This is a genomic window from Bordetella muralis, from assembly GCF_965139205.1.
In the GTDB taxonomy this organism is placed as follows: Bacteria; Pseudomonadota; Gammaproteobacteria; order Burkholderiales; family Burkholderiaceae_B; genus Bordetella_A; species Bordetella_A muralis.
Map to the genome: position 1 here is coordinate 20,867 of NZ_CBCSIU010000011.1, position 21,168 is coordinate 42,034.

Genomic DNA, 21,168 nt, shown 5'->3' on the forward strand with positions numbered 1-21,168 from the left:
CACGGATCAATCCCCCAGGGGTAAACGGTTGGGGCCGCCGCGATACTCGTCCAGCGCCAGCTTGATGCGTCGCAACCGCTCCTGGGTGGCCTCTTGACGGGCAAGCGCCAGCTCGGTAGCCAGGATATCGATGGCTAGCAGTATGGCGTAGCGTGACGATGAGGGTTTGTAGATGAAATCCGTCTCGGCCGTGCGGATAGGCAGCACCACGTCGGCTAATTCGGCCAACGGCGAAGTTGGATCCGTCAGCACCACCATGCGTGCACCATACTGTTTGACGATGCGTGCACTAGCCAGAATCTCCGGCGTGAGGCCGGAGGTGGACAGGGCCACAACGACATCGCGTTCGTCCAGCGTCGCAGCCACCATGCGCATCAGCACGGCGTCGCTGTATGCGGCCACCGCATATCCCAGCCGCACCAGGCGCGATTGCAGTTCTTGCGACAGCACCGCCGAGGCGCCGCCCATACCGAATACATAGGTCATGCGCGCATCGCGCACGATACCGGCGGCCTGTTCAAACAGCGATTCCGAAAACAGGGGCAAGTGTTCACGCAAGGTGGCTTCGATGTCGGCATACAGCCGCGCATAGAATGTGCTTTCCTCAGGTGCGGACGGGTCCAGGAAGCGTTCGCCCACAGCGCTTGCCTGCGCGAGTTTCAGTTTCAGGTCGCGTGTGTCGTCACAGCCGATCGAGCGGGCGAATCGTGAAATGGTGGCGATGCTGACGCCGGCCTTGTGCGCGAGCTGGTCAACCGTCGCGGCCGCAGCCGCGGCGACGTCGTCCAGGATCGCGTCGGCCACCTTGCGTTCAGTGGCACTCAGACCGTCGCGGCGACTGCGTATCTGATAGACGATATCGCGTGGGGTGGGCAGGTCGGAGGTTCCGGCGCCCGGGAAAGCTGAAAGGGTCATGAGGTGATCTCGTCCAAACGTACACAGGCGGCATGATGTCCGTCGCCGAGGTCGCGAGGCGACGGTACGGCGCTGGCACAGATTTCGGCGGCATAAGGGCAGCGGGTACGAAAGACGCAGCCTGATGGCGGATTCACTGGACTGGGAATCTCGCCCTTGAGCAGGATGCGCGAGCGCGCGGCGCGCGGGTCTGGTACGGGTGCTGCGGACAGCAGCGCCTGGGTATAGGGGTGGCGCGGCGCATCATAGACGCGCCGGGTAGGTCCGCGCTCCATGACGCGGCCCAGGTACATCACGACGACTTCATCGCACAGATAGTCGACGACCGCCAGGTCATGCGCGACGAATAGCATGGTCAGACCCAGGTCGCGTTGCAGATCCTGCAGCAGATTCAGCACTTGGGCTTGAACCGACACGTCGAGCGCCGAGACAGGCTCGTCGGCCACGATGAAATCGGGTTCGACCGCGAGCGCTCGGGCAATGCCGATGCGCTGGCGCTGTCCGCCTGAAAACTCGTGTGGATAGCGTCGGCGCTGTTCGGTGTTCAGGCCCACTCGTTCCAGCAGTTCGCCGATACGGGCGTCGCGCCGTGTTTGCGCCAGGCCGTGCGTATCGAGCGCTTCGCCCAGTATCTCGGCCACGGTCATGCGCGGGTTCAGGCTGGCATAGGGATCTTGAAATACGATCTGCATGCGGCGGCGCCAGGGCAGCATGCGGCTTTCATTCAGGTTGGTGATGTCGGTGCCATCGAACAGGATGCGGCCGGCCGTCGGCGCGAACAAGCGCAGCAGCGCACGGCCTGTCGTCGTTTTGCCCGAACCGGATTCTCCCACTAGTCCGACGATGGATCGGCGCGGTACGTCGAAGCTGACGTCCTCGACGGCACGCACCACCTGTTCGCGGCGCGCCGCCCCGGTGGGAAAGTGCACCGTCAGGCCTTGTACACGCAGTAATGGGTTAGCGGATATGGTGGTTGTCATTGCGGCGTTACCTTGATACAGCGGGCCAGGTGCGCGTCGCGCACCACCGCCAATTCGGGTATGGCGCGCGTACAGTCGGTGTCGGCCAGCGCGCAGCGTGGTGCGAATGTACAGCCGGACGGCAAGGCAAGTATGCTGGGCACGTTGCCGGGGATCGGTTGCAAGCGTTGACGTGACGCCAGCAATGCGGCAGTGGGAATGCATGACAGAAGGCCGCGCGTGTAGGGATGTGTGGGACGATCAAAAAGTTCATGTACACCCGCATCCTCGACGACGCGGCCGGTGTACATCACCGCTACGCGATGCGCGATCTCGGCCACGACGCCCAGGTTGTGCGTCACAAACAGGATGCTCATGCCCGACTCGGCCTGCAGCCGGCGCAACAGGTCGAGGATTTGCGCCTGCACCGTGACGTCCAGAGCCGTCGTGGGTTCATCAGCGATCAGCACCGAGGGGTTGCAGGCCAGTGCCAATGCAATCATTACACGTTGGCGCATCCCGCCTGACATTTGATGTGGGTATTCATGGATGCGGCGGTCCGCGGCTGGAATCTCGACGCGTTCGAGCATCTCTCGTGCGCGTTGCAGCGCGGCAGCATACGAGCCGCCCTCGTGCTGCCGTACGGCCTCCGCAATTTGGTCGCCTACCGTATACAACGGATTCAAGCTGGTCATGGGTTCCTGGAAGATCATCGCGATCTCCGCCCCACGCAGGCGGCGCAGCGTGGCGGGCGACGCCGTTGCCAGATCGTGCTCGATGCCGCGGCGGTCGCGAAACCGGATACTGCCGGCTTCGATCCGTCCGGCGGGCTTGGGTAGCAAGCCCATGATCGACAGGCTGGTGACGGACTTACCCGATCCCGATTCGCCCACGATCGCCAGCGTCTCGCCGCGCGCGAGTTCGAAGCTGACGCCATCGACCGATTTGGCGATGCCGTCGCGGCTGTGGAACCAGGTCTTTAACCCATCCACGGCCAGAATGATGTCTCGTTGACTCGCAGTCATGCCCTACAGCTCCTTGCGCAGACGGGGGTCCATTACATCCCGCAAGCCGTCGCCGACCAATTGCAACGACAGCACCGACAATACGATGGCGATACCCGGGAATACCATGATCCAGTCGGCCGAACCCATGTACTGCTGACCGGCGCTGATCATGGTGCCCCAGGTCGGGATATCGGGCGATACGCCTACGCCCAGGAATGACAGACCCGCCTCGGCCAGAATGGCATATGCAAAAATGAATGTGCCCTGCACCAGGATGGGTGAGACCAGGTTGCGCAATACATGCACTGTCACGATGCGCCACGTCGGTACGCCCAGCGCGCGGGCGGCCTCGACGAAAGGCAGCTCGCGGATCACCAGCGTGGATGCCCGCACGATACGGGCCAGGCGCGGCGCATACACGATGCTCAGTGCGATAACCACGTTCAGCAACGAAGGCCCGAGGGCCGCGACTAGCGCAATCGCCAGCAGAATATCGGGAAAGGCCATCAGGGCGTCGATGACGCGCGACACCACTTTGTCGGCGCCGCGAAAAAAGCCGGCCACCAAGCCCAATGCAATGCCCAGCGCGCTGGACAGCAACACCACCAGGAATCCCACCATCAACGACATTCGCCCGCCATAGATGACGCGGCTGAGCACATCGCGCCCGAAGTCGTCGGTGCCGAACCAATGCGAGGCACCGGGTGCCTGCAAACGATTCATGATGGACAGTTTGTACGGATCAAATGGGCTGATCCACGGCGCCAGCAATGCCGCCAGCACCAGCACTGCCAGCACCATCAGGCTGATCAACACCGTCTTGCGCGCCACCAGCAGACGCAGCATCTGCCAGCGTTCGGCGCCGGCTACGGATTGGATTGCAATGGCCATATCAGTAACGCACTCGCGGATCGACTAGCAGATACAGCAAGTCGATGAATAGATTGATCAACACATAGATGGCGGCGATGACCAGCAATGCGCCTTGGATCACGGGGTAGTCACGCCGCAGCACCGCCGACACCACCAGGCTGCCCACGCCAGGCAGGCCAAAGACCGTCTCGGTCACGACCGCACCGCTGACCAGCAGGGCCGTGGTCAAACCCAGCACCGTGAGGATAGGAATCAACGCGTTGCGCACGGCGTGCTTCAGGATGACTTTGCGTTCTGGCAGGCCTTTGGCGCGTGCCGTGCGCACATAGTCATCGCGCAGCACATCCAACATGCTGGCGCGGATGAATCGTGTAATCAGCGCGGAGTTCACCAGACCCAGCACCACTGCTGGCAATATCAAGTGCGACAGCCGTGTCGCGACGCTGGCGTCTGGTCCGCCATATCCCGCCACGGGTAACCAGCCCAGCTTGACTGAGAAGATCTGCATCAGCAGCAGCCCCAACCAGAAACTGGGCACACTAGATGCAAACATGGAAAACGTCACGACCGATTGATCGAGTGTCGATCCCCGCCGCACGGCCGACAGGATGCCTACCGGCAGGGCGATAACGGTGGCGATGGCCAGCGACATCAACGTCAGCCAGAACGTCGGCTCGGCGCGATCGGCCAGCGCGGACAACACTGGCTTGTCCAGAAAAATCGACTGTCCCAGGTCGCCGCGCGCCAGTTGCCCCAACCACGTGGCGTATTGCATGGGCAAGGGTTCATTCAGGCCCAACCGGTCTCGCAGGGAATCGATGTCCTGCTGGGTAGCCTGAGGGCCCAGCATCACGGCGGCTGGATCGCCAGGCGTGATGCGCAGGATCACGAAGACGATGGTCGCGACGATGAACATCACGGCCACCAGCCCCACCAAGCGGTTCAACAAGTAACGCCACACAATCGTATCCTCGGTGTTTCGACAGTCGTATTACTTGACGGTTTTCCAGGCGTTCCAGAAGTATGGCCAAGGGGTGGGTTGGACACCTTGGAGCGCCGGCGATTTTGCCGCTAATGCGTTGAAGTCGCCTACCTTGATGAACGGCACTTCGTCCAATACCGCCTTTTGCACGTCTGCCCAGCGTTTGATACGTTCTTCCGGCGTGGAGGCCTGATTAAAGGCGTCCAGCACCTGATTGCGGCGCGGCGTATTCCACCAGCCTGGCGCGTCTTTCGACGGAAAGTCGATCAGCGCCGGCTCTGGCAGGAACGGGCTGTGCGTGATGAAAATATCCCATAGCGCCGGGTCCTGGCGGCGTTGCGTCAGAGTGGCCCAGTCCACGACCTGCATATCCACCTTGAATCCGGCTGCCTTCAGATACTCGGCGGCCACCAGCGCCATCTTGTAATGGAACTCATATTGCTGGCTGGTCAGAATGCGCAAAGTGCGGTCTTGGACCCCAGCCTCGTCCAGCAGTTTTTTGGCGCCCGCCGCATCCCCCAGGTTGTAGACCTGCTTGCCCAGATCCGTGGCCCATGGATAGCCCTTTGGATAGAGGTCGGCGTTCAAAGCATAAAACTCCTTGTTGCCGAAGGCGGCGTACAACATGTCTTCTTCGTTCAGGGCGCGCTGCACGGCCTGGCGTGCCGGCAGGCTGGCCATGATGCCTTGCCGTGTATTGAGTACCAGGCGCGGCCAGCCGAACGGCTTGAGCAACGCGGGCTCTGAACGGCTGTCCTTCAGTTTGCCGATCGATTCGACCGACAACGAATCGACGTAGTCGTACTGCCCCGCCGCGGCGCTCTCGATTCGAGTGTTGGCATTGCTGACTGGCGCGAAGCGGATCTCTTCCAGATACTGCTTGCGTGCGCCGCCATAGCCATCGGGCTCGCCCGTGCGCGACTGATAACCGTCGTAGCGCACCAGCTGGATGTACTGATCGGGCACGCGTGCCTTCAGTTGATAAGGGCCAGTACCGATGAATTCCTTCAACGGCGTGGCGAGCTTCTCTTGGGGCATAACGGCCGCAGCACTGTTGTTCATGGCCAGCAGTGCGGTCAACGGGGCATAGGGTTGCTTCAGGACGATACGGACCGTATTCGCATCGGGCGCTTCGATGGCGGAGATGAGTGCAGCCGCCTGCTTGCCGCGCGAGGCCGTCTGCGTCCAACGCTTGAGCGATGCCACGACATCGGCAGAGTCCATGGCCGATCCGTCGTGAAAGGCAATGCCCTTGCGCAAGGCAATCGTGTAGGTCAGGCCGTCCTCACTGATTTGCGGCAGCGTTTCGGCCAGCAGCGGGGTGATGTTCCACTTGGCATCGAACGTATATAGCGTTTCGAAAATGTGCTGCGTCAGGATCCCGACCAGATCGGCCGTACTGGCCATCGGATCCAGCGTGGGTGGTTCGCCGATCGTGGCAATCACGGCGGTGCCGCCTTTGACCGGGGTGGCGCCCAGCGCCGGGATCGAGATGGCTGACAAGCCGATCGTGCAGGCGGCCAGCAGGACTCGCAGCTTGTCGCGACGCTGCAACGTACAGAAGTTCATGAGTCTGTCTCCAGTGAGGGTCTGCATCTCGTCGTGGCGTTCAGAAATAGGTAGGCGCCACGCCTGTGATTTGGTACTGCTCATCGATCAGCAATATCTGCCGCCATTTATCGAAAGTCAGGCAGGGATGCGAAATATCAAAGGCGATCATGTCGCCCACTTGCAGGTCGTCGTCGGCGTTGATGTCTAGGAATGCGTGCTGGTCCATCATGGCGCGTAGCCTCCAGTGGCCCGGCGCGGGTAGCGGCACCGCGGTTCCTGGCCGGTAGTGCATGGCGGGTGTCGGCAGCCCGGCATCGAAGGCCGCGTCGCGTTTGCCCATCGCCACGATGGCGCGCCCGGGTTCGGGTATGGACTGCACATAAGCCCAGACTTGCAGGGCAGGGAGCAGACCAGGCTCCAGTCGCCGTGCCACCGGGTTATGGGCTGCAATGCGCTCGGCCGCATTGCGATAGATACCGACGTCATGCGACAGGTAACAGCCAGGACGCAGCACAATATCGAGCGGCACCCCAATATCGAGTCCCGTAAATTCGTCTGCCACGACGTCGAACCAGGCCGAGCCCGCGCCCGTCAATATTGCGGGTCCGTCTTGGCGCAAATGGGCATGTGTTGCCAGCGTGCGCAGCGTATCGACGGCGCGGCGCAAGAAGGCACGGATGGCATCCTCATCGGTCAGCACGCCCTCATAGACCTCGATTCCCGCCAAGGCCAGCGCCTGGGGCCAGCGCGCCAGTTCCGACAACAGCGCTTGCAACTGTTCCTCGTTGCGCACACCGGTGCGCCCGCCCTGGACACCCAATTCAATCAGGACCGGCAGACGCAGGCCCTGTTCTGCAAAATAGCTCCCCAATTGGGCGGCGTTGGCGGGCGAGTCGAGCAGACAGTAATAGGTGAACGTCGGGTCGCGTAGCAGTTCCGCGACTATTGCCATGTTGGCTCGGCCAATCAATTGGTTGGCCATCAGTACGCGCCGCACGCCGTGATGATATGCGGCACGGACTTGCGGCGCCGTGGCCAACGTGATGCCCCAGGCGCCTTCATTGAGCTGCCGATGAAACAAAACCGGGCTCATGGTCGTCTTGCCGTGCGGCGCCAACTTGACCTGGTAGGCCTTCATGAAGCGTTGCATCCACGCCAGATTGTGCTGCATGCGTGCCTCGTACAGCACCGCCACCGGCAGGCTCACGTCCTCGCGCAACAAGTTCCAGTCCAGCGCTTTGACGCGATTGGCTGGCCAGTCAGGCGAAAAAGCGCCGAGGCCTTTGCCGTCGTTATCCAAGGATACGAGAGGGAGAGAAGAGGACATGGCGAGGAGTTATGAAAAAAATTACCAAAAAATGTTCTGTGAGAACATTATTATGAAAATAATTTACATAGGGCAGTTGGGAGTTTCCCGTAGCCATGGGCGAAACTGGCACTATCCGGCCTCAGGCGGCAGGCGTGGTGTAATGCTCGTTTTGGCCGCGTAGCGGCCTGTCGTGATTTCGTCATGAGCACCGATCTGTTCGCCACCGATCCCGCCCACAGACCCTATGTTCCGCTGGCCGAGCGGTTGCGGCCGCGTACGCTGTCCGACGTTGTCGGGCAGTCGCACCTGTTGGGGCCAGACAAGCCGCTGCGCGTGGCTTTCGAGTCCGGCCGCCCGCATTCCATGATTTTTTGGGGGCCGCCTGGAGTCGGCAAGACCACACTGGCGCGTTTGATGGCGGACGGCTTCGATGCCCAGTTCATCGCGATCTCCGCCGTATTGGGGGGCGTGAAAGACATCCGTGATGCAGTCGTCACCGCGCAGATTGCTCAAGGGCAGGGCCGCCGTACGATCTTGTTTGTCGATGAGGTCCACCGGTTTAACAAAGCTCAGCAGGATGCGTTTTTGCCCTATGTGGAAAGCGGTCTATTCACGTTCATCGGCGCGACAACGGAAAATCCTTCTTTCGAGGTGAACTCGGCCCTGTTATCGCGGGCACGTGTCTATGTGCTGCAATCGCTCAATGCCGAGGAGCTACAGCAGCTCATCGATCGCGCCATCGACGCCTTGAACGAGGGGCGCGATGACGCTGCCCGGATTCATATTCAGCCCGATGCCCGCGAGCAGCTCGCGGCGTGGGCCGATGGCGACGCGCGGCGGCTGATCAGCGCCGTAGAAGTGGTGGCGGAGTCCGCCCAGGCTGCGGGCCGCGACGAGATCGATGCGGCTTGGCTGGAAATTTCCCTATCGCAGAACTTGCGCCGCTTTGACAAGGGCGGCGATGCGTTCTACGACCAGATCAGCGCGCTGCATAAATCGGTGCGAGGATCAGACCCCGATGCAGCCCTGTACTGGTTGTCGCGCATGCTCGATGGCGGGGGCGATCCGCGCTATCTGTCCCGCCGGCTCGTGCGCATGGCGTGGGAGGACATCGGCCTGGCAGACCCGCGTGCGATGCAGATCGCCAATGACGCCGCATTGACCTACGAACGGCTGGGCAGCCCCGAGGGTGAACTGGCGCTCGGCCAGGCAGTGATTTATCTGGCCGTCGCGGCCAAGAGCAACGCGGGCTATAACGCCTACAACCAGGCCAGGGCCTTTGTAAAACAGGACAAGAGCCGCGAGGTGCCCGTGCATTTACGCAACGCACCGACCAAGCTCATGAAAGAACTCGGCTATGGCCACGCCTATCGCTACGCCCATGACGAGCCCAACGCCTATGCCGCCGGGGAAACGTATTTCCCCGAAGGGATCGGCGAGCCGCGCTGGTATCGGCCGGTGCCCCGAGGCCTGGAAATCAAAATTGCCGAAAAGCTGGCTTTCCTGAGAAAGCTGGATGAAGAAGCCGGCAAGAAATAAAAGGCTAAAATCCAGGGGTTTGCCGCGAATCGGCTTTAGCGCTTCGCCGCGAAATTGATATTTCTCATTCCAAAGCGCCTTTGGAACCGTATCGGTGGCCTTCATGCCACCGTATTTCATTAACCTGACTCCTGCCTCCCATGCTAGACCCGATCCTGCTGCGTAAAGACCTGCAAACCGTCGTAGACCGCCTCAAAACCCGTGGCGTCGAATTCGACACGCAACGGTTCAATGAGCTGGAGTCTCGCCGCAAGGCCGTCCAGACGGAAACGGAATCCTTGCAGGCACGCCGCAACGCCTTGGCCAAACAGATCGGTCAGCTCAAATCGCAAGGCCAGGATGCCTCGGCCGTGCTGGCAGAGTCGCAAGCGATTCCCGGTCAGTTAAAGCAACTCGAAGACGACCTCGCCACCGTGCAGCAGTCGCTCAACGAGTTGCTGATGTCGATTCCCAACTTGCCGCACGCGAGCGTGCCCACTGGGGCCTCGTCCGACGATAACGTCGAAGTGCGCCGTTGGCTGCCTGATCAGCCCGCTGCCGATGGTAATCCTCAGCCCCTGGCGTTCGAGCCTAAGGATCACGTTGCACTGGGCGAGCCGCTCGGCCTGGATTTCGATCTGGCGGCGAAACTTTCCGGCGCCCGTTTTTCGTTCATGCGTGGCCCGATCGCACGCCTGCATCGTGCCTTGGCCCAGTTCATGCTGGACCTCCAGACCGAGCAGCATGGCTACACCGAGTGCTATACCCCGTACATCGTGAATAGCTCCACGCTGTTTGGCACCGGCCAATTGCCCAAATTCAAGGATGACATGTTCTTTGTCTCCAAAGGCGGCGAAGACGATGATCCCAAGGTCCTGGACGATCGCGGCAATGAGGTCACCCGCGAAGACCAATACCTGATCTCTACCTCGGAAATCACGCTGACCAGCTCGGTGCGCGATACCATTGTCGCGGGCGCCGACCTGCCCATTCGCCTGACAGCCCATACGCCGTGTTTCCGTTCCGAGGCCGGCAGCGGCGGTCGCGATACACGCGGCATGATCCGCCAGCATCAGTTCGACAAAGTCGAAATGGTGCAGATCACGCATCCCGATATGTCTTACGAGGCCCTGGACGAGATGGTGGGGCATGCCGAGCATGTGCTGCAATTGCTCGAGCTGCCGTATCGCGTCGTGCTGTTGTGCACCGGTGACATGGGCTTTGGTGCGGCAAAGACCTTTGACCTCGAAGTCTGGCTGCCCGCTCAAAATACCTGGCGTGAAATTTCCTCGGTCTCGAATTGCGAAACCTTCCAGGCGCGTCGCATGCAAGCGCGTTTCCGCGTCGGCCAAGGCAAGCCCGAGTATCTGCACACGCTCAACGGCTCTGGGTTGGCGGTGGGCCGCGCCCTGGTGGCAGTACTGGAAAATCACCAGCAGGCCGATGGCAGCATCGTCGTGCCGAAAGTCCTGCAACCCTACATGGGTGGTTTGACGATTTTGCAACCTTGATATCGCCGATAGGGCCAGGGCTGCCATGGCGCGCAGCACCGGCCCTGTCACGCAGGTCCGGTCTGCATCCCAAATGAAAGTCGCGTCGTCCGGGCCCTCATGGCGTTCCTCGCGGCCGGCGCGCGCGAGCGTTCTTGTTCCTGTCTTCTCCCCGCCGTCATGGTCGCGATAAAAACTTCGCTTTATTCCTGGTTGATGCGTTTCTGGCCTCAACCATTACACGTCCATGGGCGAGAGCGTATCCGGGCCTGCGCAGGAGCTTTGTTGGGGCTGACCGTCACCGGCGTGCTGTCGAGTGCCTTCGGCCATTCAGGGCAGCATTTTCTCTTGATCGCGCCCATGGGGGCCTCGGCCGTCCTGTTGTTTGCCGTGCCATCCAGCCCCTTGGCGCAGCCTTGGTCTTTGATCGGCGGCAATCTGGTGGCGGCTCTGGTGGGTGTCACCGCCGCGAAATGGTTGCCAGATCCACTGATGGCGGCATCGGTGGCTGTCGCCGTGTCTATCGCATTCATGTTCTTGTTGCGTTGTGTGCATCCGCCGTCGGGCGCGGTCGCATTGACGGCGGTGCTGGGCGATAGTGCGGTGCATTCGGCCGGGTACGCCTTTGTGCTCGAACCAGTGCTGCTGAATTCGTGCATCATCCTGATCTGCGCGTTGTTCTATCACGGGATCACTCGCCATCATTACCCGCACGTGTTGTCTCGCAAGGACGATGAGGCTGCCGTAGAGGACGAGTGGGCGGGTTTCATGCGCCAGGATATCGAGGAAATCCTGGACGAGCGGGACGAGTTGCTCTCGGTCGATTCCGAGGACATCTACCTGGTGCTGCGCGAGGCAGTCGCTCGCGCTCACGAACGCCGTACCAAAAGCGTACGTTGCAGTGATGTGATGGTGCCTGCCGTGGCGACCTTGCGGCCAACCACCACTATGCGTCAAGCCTGGAAGGTACTGAAGCGTCTCGACGTTCCAGGACTGCCGGTGACCGACGGAGCAGGGCGTTATCAGGGAATGGTGACGCTAGTCGATCTGTTATTGAGGGCACGTTCGTCGGGCCGGGGTGGCTGGGCGCTTTGGCCTGGGGCTGCCGGACTGGGAACGCCGCTGCGTGAGGTGTTGTCCACCGACGCGCCGACGGTTACGCCCCAGACCCTTTTGTCTGTTGCCGCGCCGAAAGTCCTGGGCTCCTCTGCGCACTGCGTGCCAGTGATTGATGGCCTGGGCACGCTGCGCGGCGTGGTAACGCCAGCGCAGTTGGTTCATGATAGCTATCTGGACAACCTGGGCTTGCCGCTGAGCTCGCCCTCAGCGGAGTCTTCGGTCATCCGGCCCACTCACATCGCAATCTAGCTGCCAGCGTGTCGGCTGCACGAATTTCCCGGCCGGTTGCCATATTTCTGTCGTGTTGCCTCAGTATCCTTCCACTCATTCTCTGATCTTTGATGTCAGCAAATGTGTGTGCGTAAAATAGGGCCGCATCTTTGAGGCACAATATGCACCGCCCGTCCAAACGGGAAATTGCTGTCAACGATTGAAGGGGGTAAATAGAGATGAGTTCGAGGATGATCGGTGATTTTCGGGTGCGTTGTGATGTCGTCGAAGACGATGAACTAGGCTTCAAAGTGCGAGTCTGGACTCGCCGCGTTGGAGGCACTGCTCCCGAAAAAAGCTGGCCTGTACCGGGTCAGTCGCCGTTCTCAACCCGCACCGAAGCCGAGCAGGGCAGCCTGCAGGTCTTCGAGGGCATCAATGGAGTGAGATTCAATGGTGAACCAGAGTTCGCGCACGCGTCCGCATAACGGCTGGTGGCGTGCGCCCAGCACCCCGCGGCGCATGCCCAGCAAGCCTGTGCCCGTCAGTGATCAAGCGGCCAGCTGAGCAAATAATTCGTCCGCGCGGCGACGCGCAGCAGATCAATAACCGTTTGATTTGTGGGCAACCCGCTTGCCAGCCAATAAAAAAGGGCGGCATTGACATGCCGCCCTATGTACTGCAGAGGTTGTAGCCGAGAAATCAATCGTCGTAATGACGATGACGGTGGTGGTGGCGACCGTGGCCCTTCCATTTGTGCCCATGCTTGCCGCGCCAGTGGCGGTGGCCGTCTCCGTAGTAATAAACCGGTGCCGGGCGAACATAACGCGGCGCCCGATAGACCACTGGCGGGTCGTAATACACGGGCCGGGGTTCGACGTAGACCGGTTGCGGCGCCACATACACCGGCGCAGGGTAAATGATGCCCGGCAAACCGATAGAGACGCCAATATCGACGCGTGCCATGGCGGCGCTCGACATCAGCAGCCCCGCAGCGCTGATACCGGCAATAAACCACTTCTTCATATGCACCTGCCTTGCTGCTGGAAGCAGCCGAGTTGATAGGACGGCCCTATTTTCGGGTTTTTCCTCATCCAGAACGTGAACGAACGTGCTGCAATAGCGACAATCCGCTACAGGCCGGTTCTGCTCAACAGCAAAATTGATGCGTTGCAGCGCGAAGACTTGAGTCATCTCAGCAGGGCGGGGCAGCCCGCTGTAATTGACTGAAATTTCCTTGGTAAACTGGCGCTCAGACGCTGTCGTTACATTTAAACACCAAGGTTTGTCGATATACTGGACTCATGGAAACGAAAACCCACGATCTCAAGCCCGGCTACTACTGGTACACCATGGAGAGCGATCCCCTTGCCGTCATTCATATCCATGACGACGGAGGCGCAACCCTGATGGGAACGGACTATAGACTGCAAGCTCAGGGCGTTGCCGACATGATCCAGCAAGGCGAGCGGTTTTTCTGGATTGAGCCCCCAGTCTTGTAATGGGACCAGGGCGGCCATCTGCCTAAGCCGGCACGGGCTTTCCGATTAATTCAAAAACGCCATTGATGCCGAACTGCACCCCCATGCAGATCAACAAAAAGCCCATCACGCGCGATATGGCGTCGATGCCTGACTGACCCAGCACGTGATTGATACGCTCTGCGCTGCGTAGGCAAATCCAGAAAATCGCGGCCACCAGCGCTGCGACCACAATGACCGCCAAGTGCTCGCTGATTCTCAAGCCGCCTTCGCTGTGCATGGTGGAGGCGCTGCTGATGATCAGGGCAATCGTGCCGGGCCCTGCTGTACCTGGCAGCGCCAGAGGGATAAACGAAATATCGCGCGGGGGCGGCCGATGCGGTCCGTGGGGCGTGTCGATATGGACGGCGGGTTCGTTTGGCGCCATATCTATCTGCACGGCTGCCTCAGTTTGGTTGATATCGGGGAACAGCATGCCGAAACCGATATAGGCCACAATCAAGCCGCCTGCGATGCGCAGGCCGGGAATTGAGATTCCAAACCCCGTCATGATCGCGTTACCGGCATAGAAACACACCAAAATAATGCCCGCTACGTAAAACGTGGCCCGATCGACCTGACGGTTGCGCTCCTCGCGGGTATACCCCCGGCTCAACGCCAGCAAAAGGGTGACGCTAGTCAAAGGGTTGGCGACGGGCAGCAAGGTGAACAGCCCCAGTCCCACCAGTTTCAGAAAATCCAGTATCAAGCGACGTCTCCGGAAATGGGCTGGTGTTTGGGCGGAGCCGATTTGGCGTCCGTCCCCTGGGGAAACTGCAACCGCACACATAGCCCTGGTTCGGCATTGTGGAGCGTCATCTGGCCAGCATGCAAGCGGGCAATCGCCATGACGGTCGCCAGCCCTAGTCCGTATCCCGGCACATGTTGATGCGCGCGGTAAAAGCGCTCGCCAATCCGGTGGATCTTGTCGGCGGGAATGCCGGGGCCGTTGTCCGTCACCGTCAGTGTCGTGTGGTGTGCGGTCTGCGCGACCTCGATGTGGATGCGTGCGCCGTGGCCCGCGTATTTCAGGGCATTGTCCACCAGCGTCACCAGTGCACCCGCGAGCAAGTCCGGATCGCCGCGCAGAGGGGCGGGCCCACTGGTTTGCAGGGTGAGCCGAGCGTCTTGTTCCTCGGCCACCGCTTCGTACAAATCGGCGACGTCTGCCGCGATGACATCCAGGTGTACCGGTTCGAAATGTTTGCGTCGCGCGCCCGACTCCAGCTCCGCGATCTGGAGCAATTTCTCCGAGATTTTGACCAGGTCATCGAGTTCGGCCGACAGGCGGTCAACGTTTGCCCGAATATCTTGCCGCGTCGCCGTGTTCCAGTCTATGGTGCGCAACCGCACCTGCATACGTGTCAATGGCGTGCGCAACTGGTGCGCCACCGCATCCGAGACATTGCGTACCCCATGCATGAGCCGTTCGATGCGATCCAGCATGCCGTTGATGTCGCTGGACAGCAGCGCAAATTCATCTTGTTTGGGGTGTTCGGGAATGCGCTGTCCCCATTGGCCTGCGCCAAACTGAGCGGCCGTGTGGCGGATTACCTCGACACGGCGCTGCAAGACCCGGCGAAACAACGCAGCGCCCAGCAAGACGAGCAGCGCGATCACTCCCGTTGCTGCCAGACTGACCTTCTGAATCACGTCAGTCAGGTCATAGAGATCGCGTAGATCGTGGCCGATGATCAGGATCGAACCATCGCGCAGCCTGCGTGCCACCAGATAGCCGTGCGCAGGTTCTCCTCGTAGCAGCACTGAACGCATCACTCCGCTGCCATTGAGCGGAGCATCGCTGGGGTCCCACGCAATATTGCCCACCAGCATACGGCCGACCGGATCCAGCAGCATGAACATCTCTGTGTCGCTGTTGACGTGATCGGCCATTTCCAGCGATATCTCGCGCGCCAGGCCGGGCAGCCCGCCTTGCTCGAAATGCGCGTTCAAGCGCTGGGCTGTGATCTGGACTTGGCGCGAGAACTGCGCTTCCAGGATTTTCACGCTCTGGTAATACACAAACATCAGGGACAGCAATGACGTCAACAACGCCAGAATGCTGTAGTTCAGCGTCAGGCGAAATGCGACCGAGCTCCAGATGGCGCCCAGCATCTGTCCCAGGCGGCGAATCACGCGGGGCCCTGTTTGCCGTCGCCTTCAATGTGGGGCTGCGCAGACAATCGATAACCCACGCCGCGCACCGTATGAATCAATGGCCTATCCGTGTCGCCATCGATTTTTTGCCGTAACCGGCTGATGTGCACGTCAATGACGTTGGTTTGGGGGTCGTAGCGATAGCCCCAGACCGTAGCCAGCAGCATGGTGCGTGTCAGCACCTGATCGGCGTTATTCATCATGTAGGCCAGCAGTTTGTATTCGCGTGGCTGCAGGGCGATCTGGCGGCCGCCTCGCGTCACGCGTCCGCTGACCAGATCGACAGACAAGTCCGCGACGGTCAACTGGCGCTTTTCGTATTGGGGTGAAGAACGGCGTATCAGCGCCTCAACCCGTGCCGCCAACTCTGGAAAGGCAAAAGGTTTGGTCAGATAGTCGTCGCCGCCCGCTTTCAGCCCCCGGACTCGTTCGTCCAACGCCGTCAGCGCGCTGAGTACCAGCACCGGCGTTTTCTTGCCCAATGCTCGCAGAGACCACAAAATCGACAGCCCATCGACGTCATTGGGCAACATACGGTCCAGAATGATGGCATCCCAATTTTCCGCGGTGGCACGTTGCAACGCGGTGGGACCGTCCATGCTGATGACCGGGTCATAGCCCAGTTCCTTCAGTCCATTAGCGATATAGCGGGCATTATCGGCGTCGTCTTCGACGATCAGGCAGCGCCACATGGTTCCCCCCTTTAATCATGGAAAGAGCTGTAGCGGCGCATTCTAACGTACGTGCCGGCATGCTCTGGGGCAGCATAGAGCCTGGCCGGCAACATTGCCAATCCTTAATGATTCCGTAATGACCATCACTGTCATAGCATGCGTAACATCGTCGGTGCTATGGATACTCTTGCCTCTCACGCATTTGAACAGCGCACTGCGCTACAGTCGTCGGATTTCGCCATGTTGGCCGATTTCCGATACGAATTGCGCCGTTTCGCGCTGTTCAGCGAGTCAGAAGCTCAGGCACACGGCCTGGCGCCTCAGCAGCATCAGGCACTACTGGCGATCAAAGGCCTGGCGGTGGCTCCTACCGTGACCGAGCTATCTCAGCGTCTTTGCATCAAGTCGCACACCGCTGCCGAACTCGTCAGCCGGTTGGCGCACATGGGAATGATCACACGCCAGGCCGACCCCAGAGACGGACGCCGTGCGTTGCTGCACCTGACTCCCTTGGCCGAGCGTACCCTGGAATCCCTGTCGGCAGTGCACCAAGAACAACTGCAGAACATTCGTCCCTTGCTATTGGGGTTGCTCGAGAAATTCAGTCAATAGGACTTGAGGTGGTTGTCCTCTTTACCGAGGATTATTCTTGCCGGAAATTGCTGAATATCCGCGTGACTTGAGGGTCGGCCGCGATACTGGCTGGCGTGACCAGCAGCTGCGCTTGTATTCGCCGCCAGCATCCGGCCTGGTCAGTAGCCTGGCAATCAGGATGTTTTTCCCAGCGTGCCAAGAACAATGTCCGGACTGCTGGATTGTCTATGGCCAGCGTGCCGAAACGCTCTGTTTTGCCGAGCGTAATTCCTGCCGCCTTGAACGCATAATAGGGCAACTCGCTGCAATAGATCGCATCCGGTTCGAGACGAAAAAAAATATCGTAGGGACGGCCCGTATAACGTGATGCCTCGGCAAGCGCTGTCTGGATGCCCTCAGGCGTAGCGGTGTTCAACCGATAGACCGCATACTGACCCTGCTGGCCGCGCGCCAGGAACTTGGTCAGAGGGGTCTCGCTGACCGTGCGCGCCGCCTCGATGACCACGGGGCCGGAGGGTGTCAGCCGAACAATGCCCATGTGGGTGTAGTGGCTCTTTGTGGCAGTGCGGATCGCAGTAGACTGCGGCCCGGCGGAGTCCTGGAAAACCAGGTCGCCCGTGCGCCACTCGGTAAAGTCATGGGCGTGCGCTGGCAGAGTGGTTAATGCGAGCGGCAGGAAGATAGTGGCAAAACGGGTGGGCATAGTGAGGATGAGCGATATGCGCTAGCGCCGCAATCTCGGTCGAGCGTGATGACCAGGTTATCTTTATCGGGATTTTTGTCGTGCAACGCCCGCGGCTATGTGCGGACGCCGAGCATTGCCATGCATACCAGAGGTCAGTTCGCGCTGGCATCCCACGCATAGTAGTCGAAGGCTCGTTCAATGATACCGGCTACCCACTTGACCTTGTATCCCGCGCGCAGTCTGGAATGCTGAAGATTGTCAATCACAGGCTGGGGGGCGTTGTTGCCTAGATTAAGTGCGCAAAACAAAAGGCCCCTTGCGGGGCCTGATCGTATTCCAAGTAATTGATTTACCTGGCGGAGAGGGTGGGATTCGAACCCACGATACGCCTAAACGTATACCGGATTTCGAGTCCGGCGCATTCGACCACTCTGCCACCTCTCCGGCGGTGCTGTACGGGTTATTTATCGATCGGCACCATGGTCTCGCACCGATGAACGTAGAGCAGCAAAGCCAAGCATTATACCTGAATTTTTCGCAAAGCAACAAGCCCTGTTATGTCCCCGCTGCGGGTGGGGCCTAGGGCGGTTGTCATGCTGAGGCCAGTTACACTTGGACTCAGCGTTGGCCAGCAGGCCGCGGCCCGATCTCACACAGGAGAACTTGCATGCTCAAAGGAAAAGTTGCGGTTGTTACCGGCTCCACCAGCGGTATCGGTTTGGGTATTGCCACGGCTTTCGCGCAACAGGGCGCGGATATTGTGCTCAATGGTTTTGGCGATGCTGCTGAGATTGAAAAATTGCGGGCCGACCTCGCCAGCCAGTGTGGCGTGAACGTTCTTTATGACGGCGCCGATCTGTCCAAGGGCGAAGCCGTGCGTCAACTCGTGGCCAATACCGTGCAATCGTTGGGACGCATCGATATTCTGGTGAACAACGCCGGCATCCAGCACACCGCGCTCATCGAGGACTTCCCCGTCGAAAAATGGGATGCCATTCTGGCGCTGAATCTGTCGGCGGTCTTCCACGGCAGCGCCGCGGCGCTGCCCCATATGAAAAAGCAAGGCTGGGGGCGCATCATCAATATTGCCTCTGCACACGGGTTGGTTGGTTCGCCGAATAAATCGGCCTATGTGGCTGCTAAACACGGCGTGGTGGGATTGACCAAAGTGACTGCGTTGGAAACTGCGGGCAGCGGCGTGACGGCGAATGCGATTTGCCCTGGGTGGGTGCGTACACCGTTGGTCGAAAAACAGATCACGGCCTTGGCGGAACAGCATCATGTAGATCAGGATGAAGCCGCTCGCGACCTGCTGAGCGAAAAGCAGCCATCGCTGCAGTTCGTCACGCCCGAGCAGCTCGGTGGGACGGCCGTATTTCTGGCGTCCGACGCTGCTGCGCAGATCACGGGTACGACCGTTTCGGTAGACGGCGGCTGGACCGCGCGCTAACTATTTCTAATCGATCAAGGAACTCTGGCACATGCTGTTCTTGCTTTCCCCCGCCAAAAAATTGGATTACGACACGCCGGTTCACATCGAACAGCACACGCAACCCCTGTTCGTGGATCAGGCAGCCGGATTGATCAAGGTCTTGAAAAAGCTGTCGGCGTCGCAGGTGTCAGATCTGATGAGTTTGAGCCCTGCTTTGGCAGAGCTGAACGTCAATCGCTATGGCGCATGGACGACGAAGTTCACGCAGCACAATTCGCGTCAGGCCGTGCTGGCCTTTAATGGCGATGTCTACGAGGGCCTGCAGGCCGAAAGCCTGTCGGCGGCCCGCCTGGAATGGGCGCAAGAACATGTCGCCATCCTCAGTGGGTTGTACGGTGTGCTGCGCCCATTGGATTTGATGCAGCCGTACCGGCTGGAAATGGGTACGCGCTTGGTCACGCCCAAAGGCAAAAACCTGTACGAATATTGGGGTTCCACCATTGCGGACTATCTGAATGAGCGCCTCGCCACCCAGAAAACCCCGATCATCGTGAATCTGGCGTCCGAGGAATATTTCAAATCGGTCGACCAAAAAGTCCTCAAGGCGCGCGTGGTGCAGTGCGTTTTTCAGGATTGGAAAAACGGCGCCTGGAAAGTCATCAGCTTTCATGCCAAACGTGCGCGCGGATTGATGGCGCGATACGCCATTGAGCACAAGGTCTCCAAACCGGAAGGCCTGCAGAAGTTCAACGTCGAGGGTTACGCCTATGATGGCGCTGCCTCCAGCGCGGACAAACTGGTGTTTCGACGCAAGCTTTAATACGTCGCTCAACTATGTCCGCTGGATTGCGCGTTTTTCTGTTTTTCTCGCTGGGGTACCTGGTTTCGTACCTGTTTCGTGGCGTCAATATCGGTTTCGGGCCCATTCTGGCGCAGGAACTGCATCTGACTGCCGGAGACCTGGGGACGTTGACGAGCCTGTATTTTCTGGGGTTTTCGTTGATGCAAATTCCCGCAGGCGTGTTTCTGGACACATGGGGACCTCGGCGGGTTAATGCACTGATGCTGCTCGTCGCGGCGGCGGGCACCTTGGTTTATGGCTTGTCGGAAACGTTGACGGGCCTCATGGTCGGCCGCTTGTTGATTGGCGCTGGGGTTTGTGTATGTCTGGGCGCGGCCTTTCAGGCTTTGGCGCAAACCTTTCCATTGGCGCGTCTGCCCATGATCAACGGCCTGGTCATGGCTGTTGGCGGCTTGGGCGGCGTACTTGTCGGGTCACCGCTTTCCTGGGCGTTGCACAGCAGTTCGTGGCAGGCGATCAGTATCGGATTGGCAGGTTTCACCGTGGCGGTGGCGGCGTTGATCTGGTTTGGTGCGCCGCGCGAAAGCGCGCATCATCGCAGGGCGCCCAGTTTGTCGTCACAGCTGCGTGGCACGTGGACCTTGTTGCGTGATGCGCGGTATTGGCGCCTGGTGTCCTTGCCGGTGATGACGGGCGGCGCGTTTTACGGTGTGCAGTCGTTGTGGGTGCGACCCTATCTCACCGATGTCAATGGTCTGGATGCCGCGCATGCGGCAGGTTTGGTGTCGTTGATGGGCTTTGCCATGATGGCCGGAAATGTAGGGCTGGGTGTCATGGCTCGCCGCATGGAACGCCTGGGATTGGGGTTGTATGGGTTTGGCGGGGTATGCATGGTGTTGTTCATGCTGACTCAGGCGTTGATCATGCTGCGTGCGCCCGTTCCGCTGGAAATGCTGTGGGCTGGCTATGGCGCGTTCGGCTCGGCCAACATCCTGGTTTACGCCTTCCTGGCGGGCGAGTTTCCACCCGAGTTGCTGGGCCGCGTCGCATCAACGACGAATTTGCTGATGTTCTTGACGATCTTTTTGTGCCAGGTCGGTATCGGCTGGGTGGTTGACTTATGGCCGGGACAAGGCGGTATGTATCCGCCGGCCGCACACTTGGCTGCCTGGGGGATCGTGCTGGCCCTGCAGGCAGCGGCTGCGGTTTGGTATTTCTGGCCGCAGAAGGGCGGCAACCGGCAGCCTGCTGTGTGACGCGTGCAGTGCATGGCAAGCGCGGCACCATCGATGCCGTGTGTTGTCGCGTATGGCGACTTCAGCGCTCGTGGCCACTCGGGCAATGGCGGCTGCGCCCTGGTGGCCGTGCGGC

21 protein-coding genes and 1 tRNA gene are annotated in these 21,168 nt (G+C 60.1%); 9 read left to right on the forward strand and 13 right to left on the reverse strand.

Annotated features, from left to right (window positions below):
- Positions 1-6: 6 nt before the first annotated feature.
- Genes ACNA0I_RS16340 through ACNA0I_RS16370 form a run of 7 tightly spaced genes read right to left on the reverse strand, consistent with a single transcriptional unit; the run spans position 7 to position 7,614 of the window.
- Positions 7-915 carry a MurR/RpiR family transcriptional regulator gene (locus ACNA0I_RS16340; RefSeq protein ID WP_415807052.1) on the reverse strand — a complete coding sequence of 303 codons (909 nt, stop codon included), beginning with the start codon at positions 913-915 and terminating at the stop codon, positions 7-9.
- On the reverse strand, positions 912-1,895 hold the full coding sequence (locus ACNA0I_RS16345; protein WP_415807053.1) for an ABC transporter ATP-binding protein: 984 nt from the start codon (positions 1,893-1,895) through the stop codon (positions 912-914). The genes ACNA0I_RS16340 and ACNA0I_RS16345 overlap by 4 nt, the downstream gene beginning before the upstream one ends.
- Positions 1,892-2,899 (reverse strand): ABC transporter ATP-binding protein, encoded by a 1,008-nt coding sequence (locus ACNA0I_RS16350; protein ID WP_415807054.1) that lies wholly within the window; start codon positions 2,897-2,899, stop codon positions 1,892-1,894. Before ACNA0I_RS16350 ends, ACNA0I_RS16345 begins: the two co-directional genes overlap by 4 nt.
- A gap of 3 nt (positions 2,900-2,902) precedes the next feature.
- Entirely contained in the window at positions 2,903-3,772 is an 870-nt protein-coding gene (locus ACNA0I_RS16355; RefSeq protein WP_415807055.1) for an ABC transporter permease, read from the reverse strand.
- Position 3,773: 1 nt separating this feature from the next.
- Positions 3,774-4,715 (reverse strand): ABC transporter permease, encoded by a 942-nt coding sequence (locus tag ACNA0I_RS16360; protein ID WP_415807056.1) that lies wholly within the window; start codon positions 4,713-4,715, stop codon positions 3,774-3,776.
- A 30-nt stretch (positions 4,716-4,745) separates the two neighbouring features.
- Positions 4,746-6,305 (reverse strand): ABC transporter substrate-binding protein, encoded by a 1,560-nt coding sequence (locus ACNA0I_RS16365; protein ID WP_415807058.1) that lies wholly within the window; start codon positions 6,303-6,305, stop codon positions 4,746-4,748.
- Between the two features lie 40 nt (positions 6,306-6,345).
- Positions 6,346-7,614: an amino acid deaminase gene (locus ACNA0I_RS16370; protein WP_415807059.1), complete on the reverse strand. Its 1,269-nt coding sequence runs from the start codon at positions 7,612-7,614 to the stop codon at positions 6,346-6,348.
- Positions 7,615-7,797: 183 nt separating this feature from the next.
- Here ACNA0I_RS16370 and ACNA0I_RS16375 point away from each other — a divergent pair, with 183 nt between their 5' ends.
- The 4 genes from ACNA0I_RS16375 (at position 7,798) to ACNA0I_RS16390 (ending at position 12,421) form a co-directional block, all read left to right on the forward strand.
- Complete coding sequence (locus ACNA0I_RS16375; RefSeq protein WP_415807060.1) at positions 7,798-9,135, forward strand: replication-associated recombination protein A; 1,338 nt, start codon at positions 7,798-7,800, stop codon at positions 9,133-9,135.
- A gap of 140 nt (positions 9,136-9,275) precedes the next feature.
- On the forward strand, positions 9,276-10,625 hold the full coding sequence (gene serS / locus ACNA0I_RS16380; protein WP_415807061.1) for a serine--tRNA ligase: 1,350 nt from the start codon (positions 9,276-9,278) through the stop codon (positions 10,623-10,625).
- 195 nt (positions 10,626-10,820) lie between these two features.
- Positions 10,821-11,972 carry an HPP family protein gene (locus ACNA0I_RS16385; protein ID WP_460478309.1) on the forward strand — a complete coding sequence of 384 codons (1,152 nt, stop codon included), beginning with the start codon at positions 10,821-10,823 and terminating at the stop codon, positions 11,970-11,972.
- Positions 11,973-12,172: 200 nt separating this feature from the next.
- The gene (locus ACNA0I_RS16390; protein WP_415807063.1) at positions 12,173-12,421 is read left to right on the forward strand and encodes a hypothetical protein; all 249 of its coding nucleotides are present in this window, start codon (positions 12,173-12,175) and stop codon (positions 12,419-12,421) included.
- 214 nt (positions 12,422-12,635) lie between these two features.
- Here ACNA0I_RS16390 and ACNA0I_RS16395 read toward each other — a convergent pair whose 3' ends face one another.
- Positions 12,636-12,959: a virulence factor gene (locus ACNA0I_RS16395; RefSeq protein WP_415807064.1), complete on the reverse strand. Its 324-nt coding sequence runs from the start codon at positions 12,957-12,959 to the stop codon at positions 12,636-12,638.
- Between the two features lie 278 nt (positions 12,960-13,237).
- On the opposite strand from ACNA0I_RS16395, the gene ACNA0I_RS16400 reads away from it, so the two are divergent.
- Positions 13,238-13,435 carry a hypothetical protein gene (locus ACNA0I_RS16400; protein ID WP_415807065.1) on the forward strand — a complete coding sequence of 66 codons (198 nt, stop codon included), beginning with the start codon at positions 13,238-13,240 and terminating at the stop codon, positions 13,433-13,435.
- Between the two features lie 22 nt (positions 13,436-13,457).
- Here the strand turns inward: ACNA0I_RS16400 and ACNA0I_RS16405 are convergent, their stop codons facing one another.
- Genes ACNA0I_RS16405 through ACNA0I_RS16415 form a run of 3 tightly spaced genes read right to left on the reverse strand, consistent with a single transcriptional unit; the run spans position 13,458 to position 16,302 of the window.
- On the reverse strand, positions 13,458-14,162 hold the full coding sequence (locus tag ACNA0I_RS16405; RefSeq protein ID WP_415807066.1) for a MarC family NAAT transporter: 705 nt from the start codon (positions 14,160-14,162) through the stop codon (positions 13,458-13,460).
- The gene (locus ACNA0I_RS16410; RefSeq protein ID WP_415807067.1) at positions 14,159-15,589 is read right to left on the reverse strand and encodes a sensor histidine kinase; all 1,431 of its coding nucleotides are present in this window, start codon (positions 15,587-15,589) and stop codon (positions 14,159-14,161) included. Before ACNA0I_RS16410 ends, ACNA0I_RS16405 begins: the two co-directional genes overlap by 4 nt.
- Entirely contained in the window at positions 15,586-16,302 is a 717-nt protein-coding gene (locus ACNA0I_RS16415) for a response regulator transcription factor (RefSeq protein WP_415807068.1), read from the reverse strand. The genes ACNA0I_RS16410 and ACNA0I_RS16415 overlap by 4 nt, the downstream gene beginning before the upstream one ends.
- Before the next feature lie 222 nt (positions 16,303-16,524).
- Here ACNA0I_RS16415 and ACNA0I_RS16420 point away from each other — a divergent pair, with 222 nt between their 5' ends.
- On the forward strand, positions 16,525-16,896 hold the full coding sequence (locus ACNA0I_RS16420) for a MarR family winged helix-turn-helix transcriptional regulator (protein WP_415807069.1): 372 nt from the start codon (positions 16,525-16,527) through the stop codon (positions 16,894-16,896).
- Positions 16,897-16,927: 31 nt separating this feature from the next.
- Here ACNA0I_RS16420 and ACNA0I_RS16425 read toward each other — a convergent pair whose 3' ends face one another.
- Positions 16,928-17,581 (reverse strand): YiiX/YebB-like N1pC/P60 family cysteine hydrolase, encoded by a 654-nt coding sequence (locus ACNA0I_RS16425; RefSeq protein WP_415807070.1) that lies wholly within the window; start codon positions 17,579-17,581, stop codon positions 16,928-16,930.
- 336 nt (positions 17,582-17,917) lie between these two features.
- Positions 17,918-18,007 (reverse strand) — tRNA-Ser (locus ACNA0I_RS16430).
- A 223-nt stretch (positions 18,008-18,230) separates the two neighbouring features.
- Between ACNA0I_RS16430 and ACNA0I_RS16435 the strand changes: the two genes are divergently transcribed.
- From ACNA0I_RS16435 to ACNA0I_RS16445, 3 genes are read left to right on the forward strand one after another with little or no spacing between them, the layout of a single operon-like run.
- The gene (locus tag ACNA0I_RS16435) at positions 18,231-19,013 is read left to right on the forward strand and encodes a 3-hydroxybutyrate dehydrogenase (RefSeq protein ID WP_415807071.1); all 783 of its coding nucleotides are present in this window, start codon (positions 18,231-18,233) and stop codon (positions 19,011-19,013) included.
- Positions 19,014-19,044: 31 nt separating this feature from the next.
- Complete coding sequence (gene yaaA / locus ACNA0I_RS16440) at positions 19,045-19,815, forward strand: peroxide stress protein YaaA (RefSeq protein WP_415807072.1); 771 nt, start codon at positions 19,045-19,047, stop codon at positions 19,813-19,815.
- A gap of 14 nt (positions 19,816-19,829) precedes the next feature.
- Positions 19,830-21,053: an MFS transporter gene (locus ACNA0I_RS16445; RefSeq protein WP_415807073.1), complete on the forward strand. Its 1,224-nt coding sequence runs from the start codon at positions 19,830-19,832 to the stop codon at positions 21,051-21,053.
- The last annotated feature ends 115 nt before the right edge of the window (positions 21,054-21,168 follow it).

Bases quoted from the DNA above. Each gene is read 5' to 3' on its own strand.
- ACNA0I_RS16340 (WP_415807052.1), bottom strand. From the start codon at position 915: ATGACCCTTTCAGCTTTCCCGGGCGCCGGAACCTCCGACCTGCCCACC.
- ACNA0I_RS16345 (WP_415807053.1), bottom strand. From the start codon at position 1,895: ATGACAACCACCATATCCGCTAACCCATTACTGCGTGTACAAGGCCTG.
- ACNA0I_RS16350 (WP_415807054.1), bottom strand. From the start codon at position 2,899: ATGACTGCGAGTCAACGAGACATCATTCTGGCCGTGGATGGGTTAAAG.
- ACNA0I_RS16355 (WP_415807055.1), bottom strand. From the start codon at position 3,772: ATGGCCATTGCAATCCAATCCGTAGCCGGCGCCGAACGCTGGCAGATG.
- ACNA0I_RS16365 (WP_415807058.1), bottom strand. From the start codon at position 6,305: ATGAACTTCTGTACGTTGCAGCGTCGCGACAAGCTGCGAGTCCTGCTG.
- ACNA0I_RS16370 (WP_415807059.1), bottom strand. From the start codon at position 7,614: ATGTCCTCTTCTCTCCCTCTCGTATCCTTGGATAACGACGGCAAAGGC.
- ACNA0I_RS16375 (WP_415807060.1), top strand. From the start codon at position 7,798: ATGAGCACCGATCTGTTCGCCACCGATCCCGCCCACAGACCCTATGTT.
- serS (WP_415807061.1), top strand. From the start codon at position 9,276: ATGCTAGACCCGATCCTGCTGCGTAAAGACCTGCAAACCGTCGTAGAC.
- ACNA0I_RS16385 (WP_460478309.1), top strand. From the start codon at position 10,821: ATGCGTTTCTGGCCTCAACCATTACACGTCCATGGGCGAGAGCGTATC.
- ACNA0I_RS16390 (WP_415807063.1), top strand. From the start codon at position 12,173: ATGAGTTCGAGGATGATCGGTGATTTTCGGGTGCGTTGTGATGTCGTC.
- ACNA0I_RS16395 (WP_415807064.1), bottom strand. From the start codon at position 12,959: ATGAAGAAGTGGTTTATTGCCGGTATCAGCGCTGCGGGGCTGCTGATG.
- ACNA0I_RS16400 (WP_415807065.1), top strand. From the start codon at position 13,238: ATGGAAACGAAAACCCACGATCTCAAGCCCGGCTACTACTGGTACACC.
- ACNA0I_RS16415 (WP_415807068.1), bottom strand. From the start codon at position 16,302: ATGTGGCGCTGCCTGATCGTCGAAGACGACGCCGATAATGCCCGCTAT.
- ACNA0I_RS16420 (WP_415807069.1), top strand. From the start codon at position 16,525: ATGTTGGCCGATTTCCGATACGAATTGCGCCGTTTCGCGCTGTTCAGC.
- ACNA0I_RS16425 (WP_415807070.1), bottom strand. From the start codon at position 17,581: ATGCCCACCCGTTTTGCCACTATCTTCCTGCCGCTCGCATTAACCACT.
- ACNA0I_RS16435 (WP_415807071.1), top strand. From the start codon at position 18,231: ATGCTCAAAGGAAAAGTTGCGGTTGTTACCGGCTCCACCAGCGGTATC.
- yaaA (WP_415807072.1), top strand. From the start codon at position 19,045: ATGCTGTTCTTGCTTTCCCCCGCCAAAAAATTGGATTACGACACGCCG.
- ACNA0I_RS16445 (WP_415807073.1), top strand. From the start codon at position 19,830: ATGTCCGCTGGATTGCGCGTTTTTCTGTTTTTCTCGCTGGGGTACCTG.